We start from the raw sequence: 13582 nt of genomic DNA on the forward strand, positions 1-13582 counted from the left end.
GCGGGTTTAGATGCCGCGCAGTCTCAAGAAGGGGCCCTTCGTCGACGGCCACCTCGCCAAGAAGGTGGACGTACAGAACGAGGCCGGCACCAAGAACGTCATCAAGACCTGGTCCCGTCGCTCGATGATCGTCCCGGCCATGCTGGGTCACACCATCGCGGTGCACAACGGCAAGATCCACGTCCCGGTGTTCGTCACCGAGTCGATGGTCGGCCACAAGCTCGGCGAGTTCTCGCCGACTCGCACCTTCCGCGGCCACGTCAAGGACGACCGGAAGTCGAAGCGCCGCTAACGCGGGGTGACTGACTATGACTTACACCGAAGGGACAACCATGGAAGCCAGGGCCCAGGCGCGGTACATCCGCGTCACGCCCATGAAGGCCCGCCGCGTGGTGGACCTCATCCGTGGCATGGACGCCACGGAGGCTCAGGCGGTCCTGCGTTTCGCCCCGCAGGCCGCGAGCGTGCCGGTCGGCAAGGTGCTGGACAGCGCCATTGCCAACGCCGCACACAACTACGACCACACCGACGCCTCTTCGCTGGTCATCAGCGAGGCGTACGTGGATGAGGGCCCGACCCTGAAGCGGTTCCGTCCGCGTGCCCAGGGCCGTGCCTACCGGATCCGTAAGCGGACCAGCCACATCACCGTGGTCGTCAGCAGCAAGGAAGGAACCCGGTAATGGGCCAGAAGGTAAACCCGCACGGGTTCCGGCTCGGCATCACCACGGACTTCAAGTCCCGCTGGTACGCCGACAAGCTGTACAAGGACTACGTCAAGGAAGACGTCGCCATTCGTCGCATGATGACGAAGGGCATGGAGCGCGCCGGCATCTCGAAGGTTGAGATCGAGCGCACCCGCGACCGCGTCCGCGTCGACATCCACACCGCTCGCCCGGGCATCGTCATCGGCCGCCGCGGCGCCGAGGCCGACCGCATCCGCGGCGAGCTGGAGAAGCTGACCGGCAAGCAGGTCCAGCTGAACATCCTCGAGGTCAAGAACCCCGAGGTGGACGCTCAGCTGGTGGCCCAGGCCGTCGCCGAGCAGCTCTCCTCCCGCGTCTCCTTCCGTCGTGCCATGCGCAAGAGCATGCAGAGCACGATGAAGGCCGGCGCCAAGGGCATCAAGGTCCAGTGCGGCGGTCGCCTCGGCGGCGCCGAGATGTCCCGCTCGGAGTTCTACCGCGAGGGCCGTGTGCCCCTGCACACGCTCCGCGCGAACGTCGACTACGGCTTCTTCGAGGCCAAGACGACCTTCGGCCGCATCGGCGTGAAGGTCTGGATCTACAAGGGCGACGTCAAGAACATCGCCGAGGTCCGCGCCGAGAACGCTGCTGCCCGTGCGGGCAACCGCCCGGCCCGTGGCGGCGCTGACCGCCCGGCCGGCCGCGGTGGCCGCGGTGGCGAGCGTGGCGGCCGCGGCCGCAAGCCGCAGCAGTCGGCTCCGGCCGCCGAGGCCCCCAAGGCCGAGGCGACCGCCGCTGCTCCGGCTGCTGAGAGCACCGGAACGGAGGCCTGACCGAAATGCTGATCCCCCGTAGGGTCAAGCACCGCAAGCAGCACCACCCGAAGCGCAGCGGCATGTCCAAGGGTGGCACGCAGGTTGCGTTCGGCGAGTACGGCATCCAGGCGCTGACCCCGGCGTACGTGACGAACCGTCAGATCGAGTCCGCTCGTATCGCCATGACGCGTCACATCAAGCGTGGCGGCAAGGTCTGGATCAACATCTACCCGGACCGTCCCCTCACCAAGAAGCCTGCCGAGACCCGCATGGGTTCCGGTAAGGGTTCCCCGGAGTGGTGGATCGCCAACGTCAAGCCCGGACGCGTCATGTTCGAGCTGTCGTACCCCAACGAGAAGATCGCCCGTGAGGCGCTGACTCGTGCGGCCCACAAGCTGCCGATGAAGTGCCGGATCGTCAAGCGCGAGGCAGGTGAAGCGTGATGTCGGCCGGTACCAAGGCGTCCGAGCTGCGCGAGCTGGGCAACGAGGAGCTCCTCAACAAGCTCCGCGAGGCCAAGGAAGAGCTGTTCAACCTCCGCTTCCAGGCGGCGACGGGCCAGCTCGAGAACCACGGTCGGCTCAAGTCCGTCCGTAAGGACATCGCCCGGATCTACACCCTGATGCGCGAGCGCGAGCTCGGTATCGAGACGGTGGAGAGCGTCTGATGAGCGAGAAGACTGTGACTGAGAGCAAGACCGCCGAGCGCGGCTTCCGCAAGACCCGCGAGGGCCTCGTCGTCAGCGACAAGATGGACAAGACCGTCGTCGTCGCCGTCGAGGACCGCGTGAAGCACGCGCTGTACGGCAAGGTCATCCGCCGTACGAACAAGCTCAAGGCCCACGACGAGCAGAACGCCGCCGGCGTCGGCGACCGCGTCCTCCTGATGGAGACCCGGCCGCTGTCCGCCACGAAGCGGTGGCGCATCGTCGAGATCCTCGAGAAGGCCAAGTAATTCCTGAGGGGACTTCCCCTCAGGTCAGTTCCGCCAGGCTCGGCAGGGGCACCCGTTAGCGGGGCCCCTGCCGGGAACCGGCAGACGATCAGGAGATAGACGTGATCCAGCAGGAGTCGCGACTGCGCGTCGCCGACAACACGGGTGCGAAGGAAATTCTCACCATCCGTGTTCTCGGTGGCTCGGGTCGCCGCTACGCGGGCATCGGTGACGTCATCGTCGCCACCGTCAAGGACGCGATCCCCGGTGGCAACGTGAAGAAGGGTGACGTCGTCAAGGCGGTCATCGTTCGCACCGTCAAGGAGCGTCGTCGCCAGGATGGCTCGTACATCCGCTTCGACGAGAACGCCGCCGTCATTCTGAAGAACGACGGCGACCCCCGCGGCACCCGTATCTTCGGCCCGGTGGGCCGTGAGCTGCGCGAGAAGAAGTTCATGAAGATCATCTCGCTCGCGCCGGAGGTGCTGTAAGCATGAAGATCAAGAAGGGCGACCTGGTACAGGTCATCACCGGTAAGGACAAGGGCAAGCAGGGCAAGGTCATCGTGGCCTACCCCGCTCAGGACCGCGTCCTCGTCGAGGGTGTCAACCGGGTCAAGAAGCACACCAAGGCCGGCCAGACCGCTCGCGGTTCGCAGACCGGTGGCATTGTGACGACCGAGGCCCCGATCCACGTCAGCAACGTGCAGCTGGTTGTTGAGAAGGACGGCAACAAGGTCGTTACTCGCGTCGGCTACCGCTTTGACGACGAGGGCAACAAGATCCGTGTTGCCAAGCGCACCGGTGAGGACATCTGATGACTACCACCACCGCGCCGCGTCTCAAGACGCGCTACCGCGAGGAAATCGCCGGCAAGCTGCGTGAGGAGTTCTCCTACGAGAACGTCATGCAGATTCCCGGTCTGGTCAAGATCGTGGTCAACATGGGTGTGGGCGACGCCGCCCGCGACTCCAAGCTGATCGACGGTGCCGTCAAGGACCTCACCACGATCACCGGTCAGAAGCCGGCCGTCACCAAGGCCCGCAAGTCGATCGCGCAGTTCAAGCTGCGCGAGGGGCAGCCGATCGGCTGCCACGTCACCCTCCGCGGTGACCGCATGTGGGAGTTCCTGGACCGTACGCTGTCGCTCGCGCTGCCGCGTATCCGTGACTTCCGCGGCCTGTCGCCCAAGCAGTTCGACGGCCGTGGCAACTACACCTTCGGTCTCACGGAGCAGGTCATGTTCCACGAGATCGACCAGGACAAGATCGACCGGGTCCGGGGCATGGACATCACCGTGGTCACCACGGCGACCAATGACGACGAGGGTCGTGCCCTCCTTCGTCACCTCGGCTTCCCGTTCAAGGAGAACTGACCGTGGCGAAGAAGGCTCTGATCGCTAAGGCCGCCCGTAAGCCGAAGTTCGGCGTCCGGGGTTACACCCGGTGCCAGCGCTGCGGCCGGCCCCACTCCGTCTACCGCAAGTTCGGCCTGTGCCGCGTGTGCCTTCGTGAGATGGCTCACCGCGGCGAGCTGCCGGGCGTGACCAAGAGCTCCTGGTAATTCTCCTTCGCCCTTTGGGCGTTGGGAATCACCGGAGACTCTCGGTAAGCATCTGGTCGGCAGGAGCCCGGCCCCGCATGCCGTAGGCTTGCAGGGTTGGGCGCCTGCCGCCCATGACCGACTTACTACGCCGTAGGTCCCCGCACCGCACCCGTCCCGCCTCTGAGCGGGGAGAGGGATGGCGCATACAGGAAACCCCGGCGAGAGAGGCCGAAGGCCAACTCATGACCATGACTGATCCCATCGCAGACATGCTCACGCGTCTGCGCAACGCGAACTCGGCGTACCACGACGACGTCGTGATGCCGCACAGCAAGATCAAGTCGCACATCGCGGAGATCCTCCAGCAGGAGGGCTTCATCACCGGCTGGAAGGTCGAGGACGCCGAGGTCGGCAAGAACCTCGTCCTGAACCTGAAGTTCGGTCCGAACCGCGAGCGCTCGATCGCCGGCATCAAGCGTATTTCGAAGCCGGGTCTGCGTGTCTACGCAAAGTCCACCAACCTGCCGAAGGTCCTCGGCGGCCTGGGCGTGGCGATCATCTCCACGTCCCACGGTCTCCTGACCGGCCAGCAGGCTCAGAAGAAGGGCGTAGGTGGGGAAGTCCTCGCCTACGTCTGGTAGTCGGGAACGGAGGAATAGCTCATGTCGCGAATCGGCAAGCTCCCCATCCAGGTTCCCGCCGGTGTGGACGTCACCATCGATGGCCGCACGGTCAACGTGAAGGGCCCCAAGGGCACCCTCACGCACACCGTCGCGTCGCCGATCGAGGTCACCAAGGGTGAGGACGGCGTCCTGAACGTCGTCCGCCCGAACGACGAGCGTCAGAACAAGGCCCTTCACGGCCTGTCCCGCACGCTGGTGGCGAACATGATCACCGGTGTGACCCAGGGATACATCAAGGCGCTCGAGATCAGCGGTGTCGGTTACCGCGTCCAGGCGAAGGGCTCCAACCTGGAGTTCGCCCTGGGCTACAGCCACCCGATCCTGATCGAGGCCCCGGAGGGCATCACCTTCAAGGTGGAGACCCCCACGAAGTTCACCGTCGAGGGCATCGACAAGCAGAAGGTCGGCGAGACCGCGGCCAAGATCCGCAAGCTGCGGAAGCCTGACCCGTACAAGGCCAAGGGCGTCAAGTACGCCGGCGAGGTCATCCGCCGCAAGGTCGGAAAGGCTGGTAAGTAGCCATGGCATACGGCGTGAAGATCGCCAAGGGCGACGCGTACAAGCGCGCGGCTCGCAAGCGGCGCCACATCCGCGTCCGCAAGCACATCTCCGGCTCGCCGGAGCGTCCGCGCCTGGTCGTGACCCGCTCCAACCGCCACATGGTGGCTCAGGTCATCGACGACATCGCGGGCCACACGCTCGCGTCGGCGTCGACCCTGGACGTCTCCATCCGTGGTGGCGAGGGCGACAAGAGCAGCCAGGCCAAGCAGGTCGGCGCCCTGGTCGCCGAGCGTGCCAAGGCCGCAGGCGTCGAGGCCGTCGTGTTTGACCGCGGTGGTAACCAGTACGCCGGGCGGATTGCCGCTCTGGCTGACGCCGCCCGTGAAGCCGGGCTGAAGTTCTAGCCCCGGTTCCTACGCACAGCGGACGTAACAGAGAGAGGTAAATCCAATGGCTGGACCCCAGCGCCGCGGAAGCGGTGCCGGTGGCGGCGAGCGGCGGGACCGGAAGGGCCGTGACGGCGGCGCTACCGCCGCCGAGAAGACCGCGTACGTCGAGCGCGTCGTCGCGATCAACCGAGTCGCCAAGGTTGTGAAGGGTGGTCGTCGCTTCAGCTTCACCGCGCTGGTCGTGGTGGGCGATGGTGACGGCACCGTCGGTGTCGGTTACGGCAAGGCCAAGGAAGTTCCCGCGGCCATCGCCAAGGGCGTGGAAGAGGCCAAGAAGAACTTCTTCAAGGTCCCGCGTATCCAGGGCACCATCCCTCACCCGATCCAGGGTGAGAAGGCTGCGGGCGTCGTCCTGCTCAAGCCGGCTTCCCCCGGTACCGGTGTGATCGCCGGTGGCCCGGTGCGCGCCGTTCTCGAGTGCGCCGGCGTCCACGACATCCTGTCGAAGTCGCTCGGGTCGTCGAACCCGATCAACATCGTGCACGCGACCGTGGCGGCCCTCCAGGGCCTGCAGCGTCCCGAGGAGATCGCGGCCCGCCGCGGTCTGCCCCTCGAGGACGTCGCCCCCGCGGCCCTGCTTCGTGCGCGTGCGGGAGCGGGTGCGTAATGGCTCGCCTCAAGATCACGCAGACGAAGTCGTACATCGGCAGCAAGCAGAACCACCGCGACACCCTGCGTTCGCTCGGGCTCAAGCGCCTGAACGACTCGGTTGTCAAGGAGGACCGCCCCGAGTTCCGCGGCATGGTGCACACCGTCCGCCACCTCGTGACGGTTGAGGAGGTCGACTGACATGGCGGAGAACAAGCCGCTGAAGGCCCATGACCTCCGGCCTGCCCCGGGTGCCAAGACCGCCAAGACCCGTGTGGGTCGTGGTGAGGCGTCCAAGGGTAAGACCGCTGGTCGTGGTACCAAGGGCACCAAGGCCCGTTACCAGGTTCCGCAGCGCTTCGAGGGTGGGCAGATGCCCCTCCACATGCGTCTGCCGAAGCTCAAGGGCTTCAAGAACCCGTTCCGCACGGAGTACCAGGTCGTGAACCTGGACAAGCTCGCGACGCTCTACCCCGAGGGTGGAGAGGTCACGGTGGCCGACCTGGTCGCCAAGGGCGCCGTGCGCAACAACCACCTCGTCAAGGTCCTCGGACAGGGCGAGATCTCCGTGGCGCTGCAGGTTTCGGTTGACGCCGTCTCCGGCTCCGCCAAGGAGAAGATCACCGCCGCCGGCGGTACCGTCACCGAGCTCGTCTGAGACAACTCGGACACTTAGGTGACCTGAACATCCGACCGGGGATGCCCTCTCAAATGGGGCATCCCCGGTTGGTCGTTCCTAGGGGGGCATGTACGCCGGTAAGGTGGCGTCCGTTGCTGTGGTATCCCCTGGGCGCACGCGCCCGGGCTCCTTGGCTTTTACGTATCCGTCGATCCTCAAGACCGTCACCTCTACGCTCTGCGCGGGGGTCGCAGGAGGCACCGTGCTCACCGGCTTCGCCCGGGCGTTCAAGACGCCCGACCTGCGCAAGAAGCTGCTCTTCACTCTCGGCATCATCGTGCTCTACCGGCTCGGGGCCCACGTCCCGGTACCGGGCGTGAGCTACGAGAACGTGCAGACCTGTGTTGATCAGGCCAGCAAGGGCAACAACAGCCTCTTCGGCCTGGTGAACATGTTCAGCGGTGGTGCGCTGCTGCAGATCACGATCTTCGCGCTCGGCATCATGCCGTACATCACGGCCAGCATCATTCTCCAGCTGCTGACCGTGGTCATCCCCCGACTCGAGGCGCTCAAGAAGGAGGGGCAGTCCGGCCAGGCGAAGATCACGCAGTACACGCGTTATCTGACGGTCGCGCTCGCCATCCTCCAGGGCACCGGCCTGGTCGCCACCGCCCGCAGCGGCGCGCTCTTCAGCGGCTGCCCGGTCGCCGACCAGATCGTCCCGAACGACTCGCTCTTCACGACCATCACGATGGTCATCACGATGACCGCCGGCACCGCCGCCGTCATGTGGCTCGGTGAGCTCATCACCGACCGCGGCATCGGCAACGGCATGTCGATCCTGATGTTCATCTCGATCGCCGCGACCTTCCCGTCGGCCATGTGGGCCATCAAGACCAGCGGCAAGCTGGCGGACGGCTGGATCGAGTTCTTCACCGTCATCCTGGTCGGCTTCGTCATGGTGGCCCTCGTCGTCTTCGTCGAGCAGGCCCAGCGCCGTATCCCGGTGCAGTACGCGAAGCGCATGATCGGACGCCGTTCGTACGGTGGCACCTCCACCTACATCCCGCTGAAGGTGAACCAGGCGGGTGTGATTCCCGTCATCTTCGCTTCTTCGCTGCTCTACATCCCGGCACTGATCGTCCAGTTCTCCAACTCCAAGGCCGGCTGGGCGATCTGGATCCAGGACAACCTGACCAAGGGCACCCACCCGTATTACATGACGGCCTACTTCCTGTTGATCGTGTTCTTCGCCTTCTTCTACGTGGCGATCTCGTTCAACCCCGAGGAAGTCGCCGACAACATGAAGAAGTATGGTGGCTTCATCCCGGGTATCCGGGCTGGTCGACCTACTGCCGAGTACCTGAGCTATGTGCTCAACAGGATCACTTGGCCGGGCTCGCTGTACCTGGGTCTGATCGCTCTGGTGCCGACGATGGCGTTGGCAAGCTTCGGTGGCGCTAACCAGAACTTCCCGTTCGGCGGGACGAGCATCCTCATCATCGTGGGTGTGGGTCTGGAGACCGTGAAGCAGATCGAGAGTCAGCTCCAGCAGCGCAATTACGAAGGGTTCCTCCGCTGATGCGAATCGTCCTCGTCGGCCCGCCGGGTGCCGGCAAGGGAACGCAGGCCGCGTACCTTGCCAAGAACCTGTCGATTCCGCACATCTCCACGGGCGACCTCTTCCGCGCCAACATCAGCCAGGGCACCGACCTTGGCAAGCAGGCCCGCGCCTACATGGACGCGGGGCAGCTGGTGCCGGACGAGGTGACGATCGGGATGGCCAAGGACCGCATGGCCCAGCCGGACGCGGTCAACGGCTTCCTGCTCGACGGCTTCCCGCGCAACGTGGGTCAGGCCGAGGCTCTGGATGTGATGCTCAAGGACGAGGGCGTGAAGCTGGACGCCGTGCTCGACCTGGAGGTCCCCGAGGACGAGGTCGTGAAGCGGATCGCGGGTCGCCGCATCTGCCGCAACGACAGCGCGCACGTCTTCCACGCCACGTACAACCCGCCGAAGACCGAGGGCGTCTGCGACACCTGCGGCGGCGAGCTGTACCAGCGCGACGACGACAGCGAGGAGACGGTGCGCACCCGGCTGGAGGTCTACCACACGCAGACCGAGCCGATCATCGACTATTACCGGGCGCAGGACCTGGTGGTCACCATCTCCGCGCTCGGCAAGGTCACCGAGGTGACCGACCGGGCCATGGAGGCGCTGAAGAAGTCCGCGGAGGACTGAGCGCCCGCCTCGCAGCACCCGCAGTACAAGCCGGCCGCGGCGTCCTCGGACGCCGCGGCCGACTGCTTGCCGCCGCGTATCGTGGAAGACCCGCCCCCGTTCACCGTCCCACCGGAAAGGCGCCGCAGCATGGTGCAGATCAAGACCCCCGAGCAGATCGCGAAGATGCGCGAGGCGGGGCTGGTGGTCGCTGCCATCCACGCGGCCACCCGTGAGGCGGCGGTGCCCGGCGCCACCACCCGCGACCTGGACCAGGTCGCCCGCAAGGTGATCGCCGACCACGGCGCGAAGTCGAACTTCCTCGGATACGGCGGATTCCCCGCGACCATCTGCACCTCGGTGAACGAGGTCGTCGTCCACGGCATCCCGGACGACAAGACGGTCCTGAAGGACGGCGACATCATCTCCATCGACGCCGGCGCGATCGTGGACGGCTGGCACGGCGACGCCGCGTACACCGCCTTCGTCGGTACGGGGCACGCGCCGGAGCTGATCGAGCTCTCCCGGGTGACCGAGGAGTCGATGTGGGCCGGCATCGCCGCGATGAAGGTCAACAACCGCCTGGTCGACATCTCGAAGGCGATCGAGTCCTACATCCGCCGCCAGCCCCGTCCCGCCACCGGCAAGTACGGGATCATCGAGGACTACGGCGGGCACGGCATCGGCACCGAGATGCACATGGACCCGCACCTGCTGAACTACGTCTCCCGCAAGCGCGGCAAGGGCGTCAAGCTGGTCCCGGGCCTCTGCCTGGCCATCGAGCCCATGGTCTCGCTGGGCACCCCGCACACCGAGGTGCTGGAGGACGAGTGGACCGTGATCACCACGGACGGCACCTGGTCCTCGCACTGGGAGCACTCCATCGCCCTCACGGAGCAGGGCCCGCTGGTCCTCACCGCCCCGGACTGCGGCCGCGAGAAGCTGGCGCAGTACGGCGTCGAGACGGCGCCGGACCCTTCCGCAAGGTCTTGAGGATCAGGCGAGACCCCATCACCTGATTGGGGCCTCGGGGGAGGTCTAAGGATCTCCCCGGGTGGGCAAACTTGACGGATTCGCCTTTGGGAGTCCGCTGACGTAGACTGACTCGTCGGCTCTCGTGCATCCGTGTGTCCGCATGCGGGGTACGTAAGTCGATCAAGGTAGCCGATTCGAAGGGCGAAGCGTGGCCAAGAAGCAAGGTGCCATCGAAATTGAGGGCACCGTGATCGAGTCCCTCCCGAACGCCATGTTCAAGGTGGAGCTCCAGAACGGTCACAAGGTCCTCGCGCACATCAGCGGCAAGATGCGTATGCACTACATCCGCATCCTCCCGGATGACCGGGTCGTCGTGGAGCTCTCTCCGTACGACCTGACGCGTGGCCGGATCGTCTACCGCTACAAGTAGATCTTGCCGCCGCCCGCTTCCCTGCGGGCGTGGGCACTGACCCGGAGAACCTGACATCCCATGAAGGTCAAGCCGAGCGTCAAGAAGATCTGCGACAAGTGCAAGGTGATCCGCCGTCACGGCCGGGTCATGGTCATCTGCGACAACCTGCGCCACAAGCAGCGCCAGGGCTGACGCACGACCCCCTGCATCTCGCAGTTCGCGCGACGCACGTAACACGTACATACGCAGAGCCCGTCCAAGCCACGGCTGACGGCACCTCCGGCGGGGGCCGGGGACCCGGACGTACCACCTCTCCCAGCGAGGGGTCGGCGGTCGGGAGTGGTTCTGCGGAAGACCCCCGACTTAACAACTGGAGCCATTGAATGGCACGCGTTTCAGGTGTTGACATCCCGCGCGAAAAGCGCGTGGAGGTTGCCCTCACCTACGTCTTCGGTATCGGGCGCACCCGGTCCAAGGAGATCCTCGCCGCCTCCGGCGTGAACCCGAACACCCGCGTTCGTGACCTGGCCGAAGAGGACCTGGTCAAGATCCGCGAGTACGTGGACGCCAACCTCCGCACCGAGGGTGACCTCCGCCGCGAGATCCAGGCCGACATCCGCCGCAAGGTCGAGATCGGCTGCTACCAGGGTCTCCGTCACCGTCGCGGTCTGCCGGTCCACGGCCAGCGCACCAGCACCAACGCCCGTACCCGCAAGGGTCCGCGTCGCGCGATCGCCGGCAAGAAGAAGCCCGGCAAGAAGTAGTCCTCAGCGGACGCACTGCGGGCGACCGGCACATCCGGCCTCCGCAGCAACCAGCGGTCTTCGCTGTAGGACCGATCACCTCCCCTCTCCATCTGGAGTCAAGACATGCCCCCCAAGGGACGTCAGGGCGCAGCCAAGAAGGTGCGTCGCAAGGAAAAGAAGAACGTCGCTCACGGCCACGCGCACATCAAGAGCACGTTCAACAACACGATCGTCTCGATCACGGACCCCACGGGCAACGTGATCTCCTGGGCCTCCGCCGGCCACGTCGGCTTCAAGGGCTCGCGCAAGTCCACCCCCTTCGCCGCGCAGATGGCCGCCGAGTCGGCCGCCCGCCGCGCGCAGGAGCACGGCATGCGCAAGGTCGACGTCTTCGTGAAGGGTCCGGGCTCCGGCCGCGAGACCGCGATCCGTTCGCTCCAGGCCACCGGCCTGGAGGTCGGTTCGATCCAGGACGTCACCCCGACGCCGCACAACGGCTGCCGTCCGCCGAAGCGTCGCCGCGTCTGAGTCGTCACGGCCGGTGACGGCCGTGCGCCAGTAGCGCCGGGTCCGGGCGGTACACCCCTTCGGGGGCGTACCGCCCGTACCCTTGTTACATCTGTCGGGCATCAAATAGTGGGTGCCCCCGACTGAAGGATCACAGCATGCTTATCGCTCAGCGTCCGTCGCTGACCGAAGAGGTCGTCGACGAATTCCGCTCGCGGTTCGTCATCGAGCCGCTGGAGCCGGGCTTCGGCTACACGCTCGGCAACTCCCTGCGCCGCACGCTCCTCTCCTCGATCCCGGGTGCCGCCGTCACCAGCATCCGCATCGACGGTGTCCTGCACGAGTTCACCACCGTGCCGGGCGTCAAGGAGGACGTGACCGACCTCATCCTCAACATCAAGCAGCTGGTCGTCTCCTCGGAGCACGACGAGCCCGTCGTGATGTACCTGCGCAAGCAGGGCCCCGGCCTGGTCACCGCCGCGGACATCGCTCCGCCGGCCGGTGTCGAGGTGCACAACCCGGACCTCGTCCTCGCCACGCTGAACGGCAAGGGCAAGCTGGAGATGGAGCTGACCGTCGAGCGCGGTCGCGGCTACGTCTCCGCCGTCCAGAACAAGCAGGTGGGCCAGGAGATCGGCCGTATCCCGGTCGACTCCATCTACTCGCCGGTGCTCAAGGTCACGTACAAGGTCGAGGCGACCCGTGTCGAGCAGCGCACCGACTTCGACAAGCTGATCGTCGACGTCGAGACCAAGCAGGCCATGCGTCCGCGTGACGCGATGGCTTCGGCCGGTAAGACCCTGGTCGAGCTGTTCGGTCTGGCGCGCGAGCTCAACATCGACGCCGAGGGCATCGACATGGGCCCGTCGCCGACGGACGCCGCGCTCGCGGCGGACCTGGCGCTGCCGATCGAGGAGCTGGAGCTCACGGTCCGCTCGTACAACTGCCTGAAGCGCGAGGGCATCCACTCGGTGGGCGAGCTGGTGGCCCGCTCCGAGGCGGACCTGCTCGACATCCGCAACTTCGGTGCGAAGTCGATCGACGAGGTCAAGGCGAAGCTGGCCGGTATGGGCCTGGCGCTGAAGGACTCGCCTCCCGGCTTCGACCCGACCGCCGCGGCGGACGCCTTCGGCGCCGACGACGACGCGGACGCGGGTTTCGTGGAGACCGAGCAGTACTAGTACGCCTCCGGGCTGGGGTGCCCGTTTTTGGGTGCCCCGGTCCGGGCGAGGGCTCTGTCCTCAATCGCCGGACGGGCTTGATCGGTCCGGCCGGATGCACACACTTCCGCGCGGCGGCCGCCGCGTGGGAACTGACATCGGTACCTGATACGGCCGGTGCAGCACAAAAGGAGAAAACCCATGCCGAAGCCCGCCAAGGGTGCCCGTCTGGGCGGCAGCGCCGCGCACGAGAAGCTTCTTCTCAACAACCTCGCGAAGTCGCTGTTCGAGCACGGCCGCATCACCACGACCGAGGCCAAGGCCCGCCGCCTGCGTCCGGTCGCGGAGCGTTTCATCACCAAGGCGAAGAAGGGCGACATCCACAACCGTCGCCTGGTGCTGCAGTCGATCACGGACAAGGGCGTCGTCCACACGCTCTTCACCGAGATCGCCCCGCGGTACGAGAACCGCCCCGGTGGTTACACCCGCATCACCAAGATCGGCAACCGTCGTGGCGACAACGCCGCGATGGCCGTCATCGAACTGGTCGAGGCGCTGACCGTGGCGCAGCAGGCCACCGGTGAGGCCGAGGCCGCCACCAAGCGTGCGGTCAAGGAAGACGCGGCCAAGAAGGACGAGACCCCGGTCGAGTCCACCGAGGACGCGCAGGACGCCTGAGCGTTCCGGAACCACTGAACGGGTCCGCATCACCCTCCGGGGCGGTGCGGGCCCGTTCGGCTGTGCGGG

General features: G+C 66.2%; 25 protein-coding genes. All 25 read left to right on the plus strand.

What is annotated here, in order from left to right:
• Positions 1-10: 10 nt before the first annotated feature.
• Positions 11-292, plus strand: a complete 282-nt coding sequence (gene rpsS / locus ACFZAT_RS01355) for a 30S ribosomal protein S19 (protein WP_018101224.1) — start codon at positions 11-13, stop codon at positions 290-292.
• Between the two features lie 40 nt (positions 293-332).
• A complete protein-coding gene (rplV, locus tag ACFZAT_RS01360) occupies positions 333-680 on the plus strand; it encodes a 50S ribosomal protein L22 (protein WP_004571827.1) in 348 nt (115 codons plus the stop codon).
• A complete protein-coding gene (gene rpsC / locus ACFZAT_RS01365; RefSeq protein ID WP_018101223.1) occupies positions 680-1516 on the plus strand; it encodes a 30S ribosomal protein S3 in 837 nt (278 codons plus the stop codon). Before rplV ends, rpsC begins: the two co-directional genes overlap by 1 nt.
• A 5-nt stretch (positions 1517-1521) precedes the next feature.
• Entirely contained in the window at positions 1522-1941 is a 420-nt protein-coding gene (gene rplP, locus ACFZAT_RS01370) for a 50S ribosomal protein L16 (protein ID WP_018101222.1), read from the plus strand.
• Positions 1941-2165: a 50S ribosomal protein L29 gene (gene rpmC, locus ACFZAT_RS01375; protein ID WP_014047786.1), complete on the plus strand. Its 225-nt coding sequence runs from the start codon at positions 1941-1943 to the stop codon at positions 2163-2165. The genes rplP and rpmC overlap by 1 nt, the downstream gene beginning before the upstream one ends.
• Positions 2165-2452 carry a 30S ribosomal protein S17 gene (rpsQ, locus tag ACFZAT_RS01380; protein WP_018101221.1) on the plus strand — a complete coding sequence of 96 codons (288 nt, stop codon included), beginning with the start codon at positions 2165-2167 and terminating at the stop codon, positions 2450-2452. The genes rpmC and rpsQ overlap by 1 nt, the downstream gene beginning before the upstream one ends.
• 101 nt (positions 2453-2553) lie before the next feature.
• Positions 2554-2922: a 50S ribosomal protein L14 gene (rplN, locus tag ACFZAT_RS01385; protein WP_003966950.1), complete on the plus strand. Its 369-nt coding sequence runs from the start codon at positions 2554-2556 to the stop codon at positions 2920-2922.
• Between the two features lie 2 nt (positions 2923-2924).
• Positions 2925-3248, plus strand: coding sequence for a 50S ribosomal protein L24 (gene rplX / locus ACFZAT_RS01390; protein WP_003966949.1), 324 nt, complete (start codon positions 2925-2927; stop codon positions 3246-3248).
• Positions 3248-3805 carry a 50S ribosomal protein L5 gene (gene rplE, locus ACFZAT_RS01395; protein ID WP_018101220.1) on the plus strand — a complete coding sequence of 186 codons (558 nt, stop codon included), beginning with the start codon at positions 3248-3250 and terminating at the stop codon, positions 3803-3805. Before rplX ends, rplE begins: the two co-directional genes overlap by 1 nt.
• Before the next feature lie 2 nt (positions 3806-3807).
• On the plus strand, positions 3808-3993 hold the full coding sequence (locus ACFZAT_RS01400) for a type Z 30S ribosomal protein S14 (protein ID WP_003948630.1): 186 nt from the start codon (positions 3808-3810) through the stop codon (positions 3991-3993).
• Between the two features lie 224 nt (positions 3994-4217).
• Positions 4218-4616: a 30S ribosomal protein S8 gene (gene rpsH / locus ACFZAT_RS01405; protein ID WP_164399965.1), complete on the plus strand. Its 399-nt coding sequence runs from the start codon at positions 4218-4220 to the stop codon at positions 4614-4616.
• Between the two features lie 21 nt (positions 4617-4637).
• Positions 4638-5177 carry a 50S ribosomal protein L6 gene (gene rplF / locus ACFZAT_RS01410; protein WP_018101218.1) on the plus strand — a complete coding sequence of 180 codons (540 nt, stop codon included), beginning with the start codon at positions 4638-4640 and terminating at the stop codon, positions 5175-5177.
• A 2-nt stretch (positions 5178-5179) separates the two neighbouring features.
• Entirely contained in the window at positions 5180-5563 is a 384-nt protein-coding gene (rplR, locus tag ACFZAT_RS01415; protein ID WP_111337428.1) for a 50S ribosomal protein L18, read from the plus strand.
• Between the two features lie 46 nt (positions 5564-5609).
• Positions 5610-6215: a 30S ribosomal protein S5 gene (gene rpsE, locus ACFZAT_RS01420; RefSeq protein WP_391258451.1), complete on the plus strand. Its 606-nt coding sequence runs from the start codon at positions 5610-5612 to the stop codon at positions 6213-6215.
• Positions 6215-6397: a 50S ribosomal protein L30 gene (gene rpmD, locus ACFZAT_RS01425; protein WP_003966943.1), complete on the plus strand. Its 183-nt coding sequence runs from the start codon at positions 6215-6217 to the stop codon at positions 6395-6397. The genes rpsE and rpmD overlap by 1 nt, the downstream gene beginning before the upstream one ends.
• 1 nt (position 6398) lies before the next feature.
• The gene (gene rplO / locus ACFZAT_RS01430; protein ID WP_018101215.1) at positions 6399-6854 is read left to right on the plus strand and encodes a 50S ribosomal protein L15; all 456 of its coding nucleotides are present in this window, start codon (positions 6399-6401) and stop codon (positions 6852-6854) included.
• 223 nt (positions 6855-7077) lie between these two features.
• Entirely contained in the window at positions 7078-8397 is a 1320-nt protein-coding gene (gene secY / locus ACFZAT_RS01435) for a preprotein translocase subunit SecY (RefSeq protein WP_391260154.1), read from the plus strand.
• Entirely contained in the window at positions 8397-9056 is a 660-nt protein-coding gene (locus tag ACFZAT_RS01440; RefSeq protein ID WP_391258454.1) for an adenylate kinase, read from the plus strand. Before secY ends, ACFZAT_RS01440 begins: the two co-directional genes overlap by 1 nt.
• A gap of 129 nt (positions 9057-9185) precedes the next feature.
• Positions 9186-10028, plus strand: a complete 843-nt coding sequence (map, locus tag ACFZAT_RS01445) for a type I methionyl aminopeptidase (protein WP_391258457.1) — start codon at positions 9186-9188, stop codon at positions 10026-10028.
• Positions 10029-10218: 190 nt separating this feature from the next.
• Positions 10219-10440 (plus strand): translation initiation factor IF-1, encoded by a 222-nt coding sequence (gene infA, locus ACFZAT_RS01450; protein WP_003956442.1) that lies wholly within the window; start codon positions 10219-10221, stop codon positions 10438-10440.
• A gap of 60 nt (positions 10441-10500) precedes the next feature.
• Positions 10501-10614: a 50S ribosomal protein L36 gene (gene rpmJ / locus ACFZAT_RS01455; protein ID WP_003956441.1), complete on the plus strand. Its 114-nt coding sequence runs from the start codon at positions 10501-10503 to the stop codon at positions 10612-10614.
• A 191-nt stretch (positions 10615-10805) separates the two neighbouring features.
• On the plus strand, positions 10806-11186 hold the full coding sequence (gene rpsM / locus ACFZAT_RS01460) for a 30S ribosomal protein S13 (protein WP_018101211.1): 381 nt from the start codon (positions 10806-10808) through the stop codon (positions 11184-11186).
• Between the two features lie 105 nt (positions 11187-11291).
• Positions 11292-11696, plus strand: a complete 405-nt coding sequence (gene rpsK, locus ACFZAT_RS01465) for a 30S ribosomal protein S11 (RefSeq protein ID WP_003948617.1) — start codon at positions 11292-11294, stop codon at positions 11694-11696.
• 137 nt (positions 11697-11833) lie between these two features.
• Positions 11834-12856, plus strand: a complete 1023-nt coding sequence (locus ACFZAT_RS01470; RefSeq protein ID WP_003966937.1) for a DNA-directed RNA polymerase subunit alpha — start codon at positions 11834-11836, stop codon at positions 12854-12856.
• 180 nt (positions 12857-13036) lie between these two features.
• Positions 13037-13513 (plus strand): 50S ribosomal protein L17, encoded by a 477-nt coding sequence (rplQ, locus tag ACFZAT_RS01475; protein WP_391258460.1) that lies wholly within the window; start codon positions 13037-13039, stop codon positions 13511-13513.
• Positions 13514-13582 lie beyond the last annotated feature (69 nt).

Origin of the sequence: Streptomyces sp. NPDC008163 (assembly GCF_042956885.1) — a bacterium.
In the GTDB taxonomy this organism is placed as follows: Bacteria; Actinomycetota; Actinomycetes; order Streptomycetales; family Streptomycetaceae; genus Streptomyces; species Streptomyces drozdowiczii_A.

What these genes read in the sequence shown, in the direction of transcription:
- rpsS (WP_018101224.1), top strand. Translation starts at nt 11, where the DNA reads ATGCCGCGCAGTCTCAAGAAGGGGCCCTTCGTCGACGGCCACCTCGCC.
- rplV (WP_004571827.1), top strand. Translation starts at nt 333, where the DNA reads ATGGAAGCCAGGGCCCAGGCGCGGTACATCCGCGTCACGCCCATGAAG.
- rpsC (WP_018101223.1), top strand. Translation starts at nt 680, where the DNA reads ATGGGCCAGAAGGTAAACCCGCACGGGTTCCGGCTCGGCATCACCACG.
- rplP (WP_018101222.1), top strand. Translation starts at nt 1,522, where the DNA reads ATGCTGATCCCCCGTAGGGTCAAGCACCGCAAGCAGCACCACCCGAAG.
- rpmC (WP_014047786.1), top strand. Translation starts at nt 1,941, where the DNA reads ATGTCGGCCGGTACCAAGGCGTCCGAGCTGCGCGAGCTGGGCAACGAG.
- rpsQ (WP_018101221.1), top strand. Translation starts at nt 2,165, where the DNA reads ATGAGCGAGAAGACTGTGACTGAGAGCAAGACCGCCGAGCGCGGCTTC.
- rplX (WP_003966949.1), top strand. Translation starts at nt 2,925, where the DNA reads ATGAAGATCAAGAAGGGCGACCTGGTACAGGTCATCACCGGTAAGGAC.
- rplE (WP_018101220.1), top strand. Translation starts at nt 3,248, where the DNA reads ATGACTACCACCACCGCGCCGCGTCTCAAGACGCGCTACCGCGAGGAA.
- rpsH (WP_164399965.1), top strand. Translation starts at nt 4,218, where the DNA reads ATGACCATGACTGATCCCATCGCAGACATGCTCACGCGTCTGCGCAAC.
- rplF (WP_018101218.1), top strand. Translation starts at nt 4,638, where the DNA reads ATGTCGCGAATCGGCAAGCTCCCCATCCAGGTTCCCGCCGGTGTGGAC.
- rplR (WP_111337428.1), top strand. Translation starts at nt 5,180, where the DNA reads ATGGCATACGGCGTGAAGATCGCCAAGGGCGACGCGTACAAGCGCGCG.
- rpsE (WP_391258451.1), top strand. Translation starts at nt 5,610, where the DNA reads ATGGCTGGACCCCAGCGCCGCGGAAGCGGTGCCGGTGGCGGCGAGCGG.
- rpmD (WP_003966943.1), top strand. Translation starts at nt 6,215, where the DNA reads ATGGCTCGCCTCAAGATCACGCAGACGAAGTCGTACATCGGCAGCAAG.
- rplO (WP_018101215.1), top strand. Translation starts at nt 6,399, where the DNA reads ATGGCGGAGAACAAGCCGCTGAAGGCCCATGACCTCCGGCCTGCCCCG.
- ACFZAT_RS01440 (WP_391258454.1), top strand. Translation starts at nt 8,397, where the DNA reads ATGCGAATCGTCCTCGTCGGCCCGCCGGGTGCCGGCAAGGGAACGCAG.
- map (WP_391258457.1), top strand. Translation starts at nt 9,186, where the DNA reads ATGGTGCAGATCAAGACCCCCGAGCAGATCGCGAAGATGCGCGAGGCG.
- rpmJ (WP_003956441.1), top strand. Translation starts at nt 10,501, where the DNA reads ATGAAGGTCAAGCCGAGCGTCAAGAAGATCTGCGACAAGTGCAAGGTG.
- rpsM (WP_018101211.1), top strand. Translation starts at nt 10,806, where the DNA reads ATGGCACGCGTTTCAGGTGTTGACATCCCGCGCGAAAAGCGCGTGGAG.
- rpsK (WP_003948617.1), top strand. Translation starts at nt 11,292, where the DNA reads ATGCCCCCCAAGGGACGTCAGGGCGCAGCCAAGAAGGTGCGTCGCAAG.
- ACFZAT_RS01470 (WP_003966937.1), top strand. Translation starts at nt 11,834, where the DNA reads ATGCTTATCGCTCAGCGTCCGTCGCTGACCGAAGAGGTCGTCGACGAA.
- rplQ (WP_391258460.1), top strand. Translation starts at nt 13,037, where the DNA reads ATGCCGAAGCCCGCCAAGGGTGCCCGTCTGGGCGGCAGCGCCGCGCAC.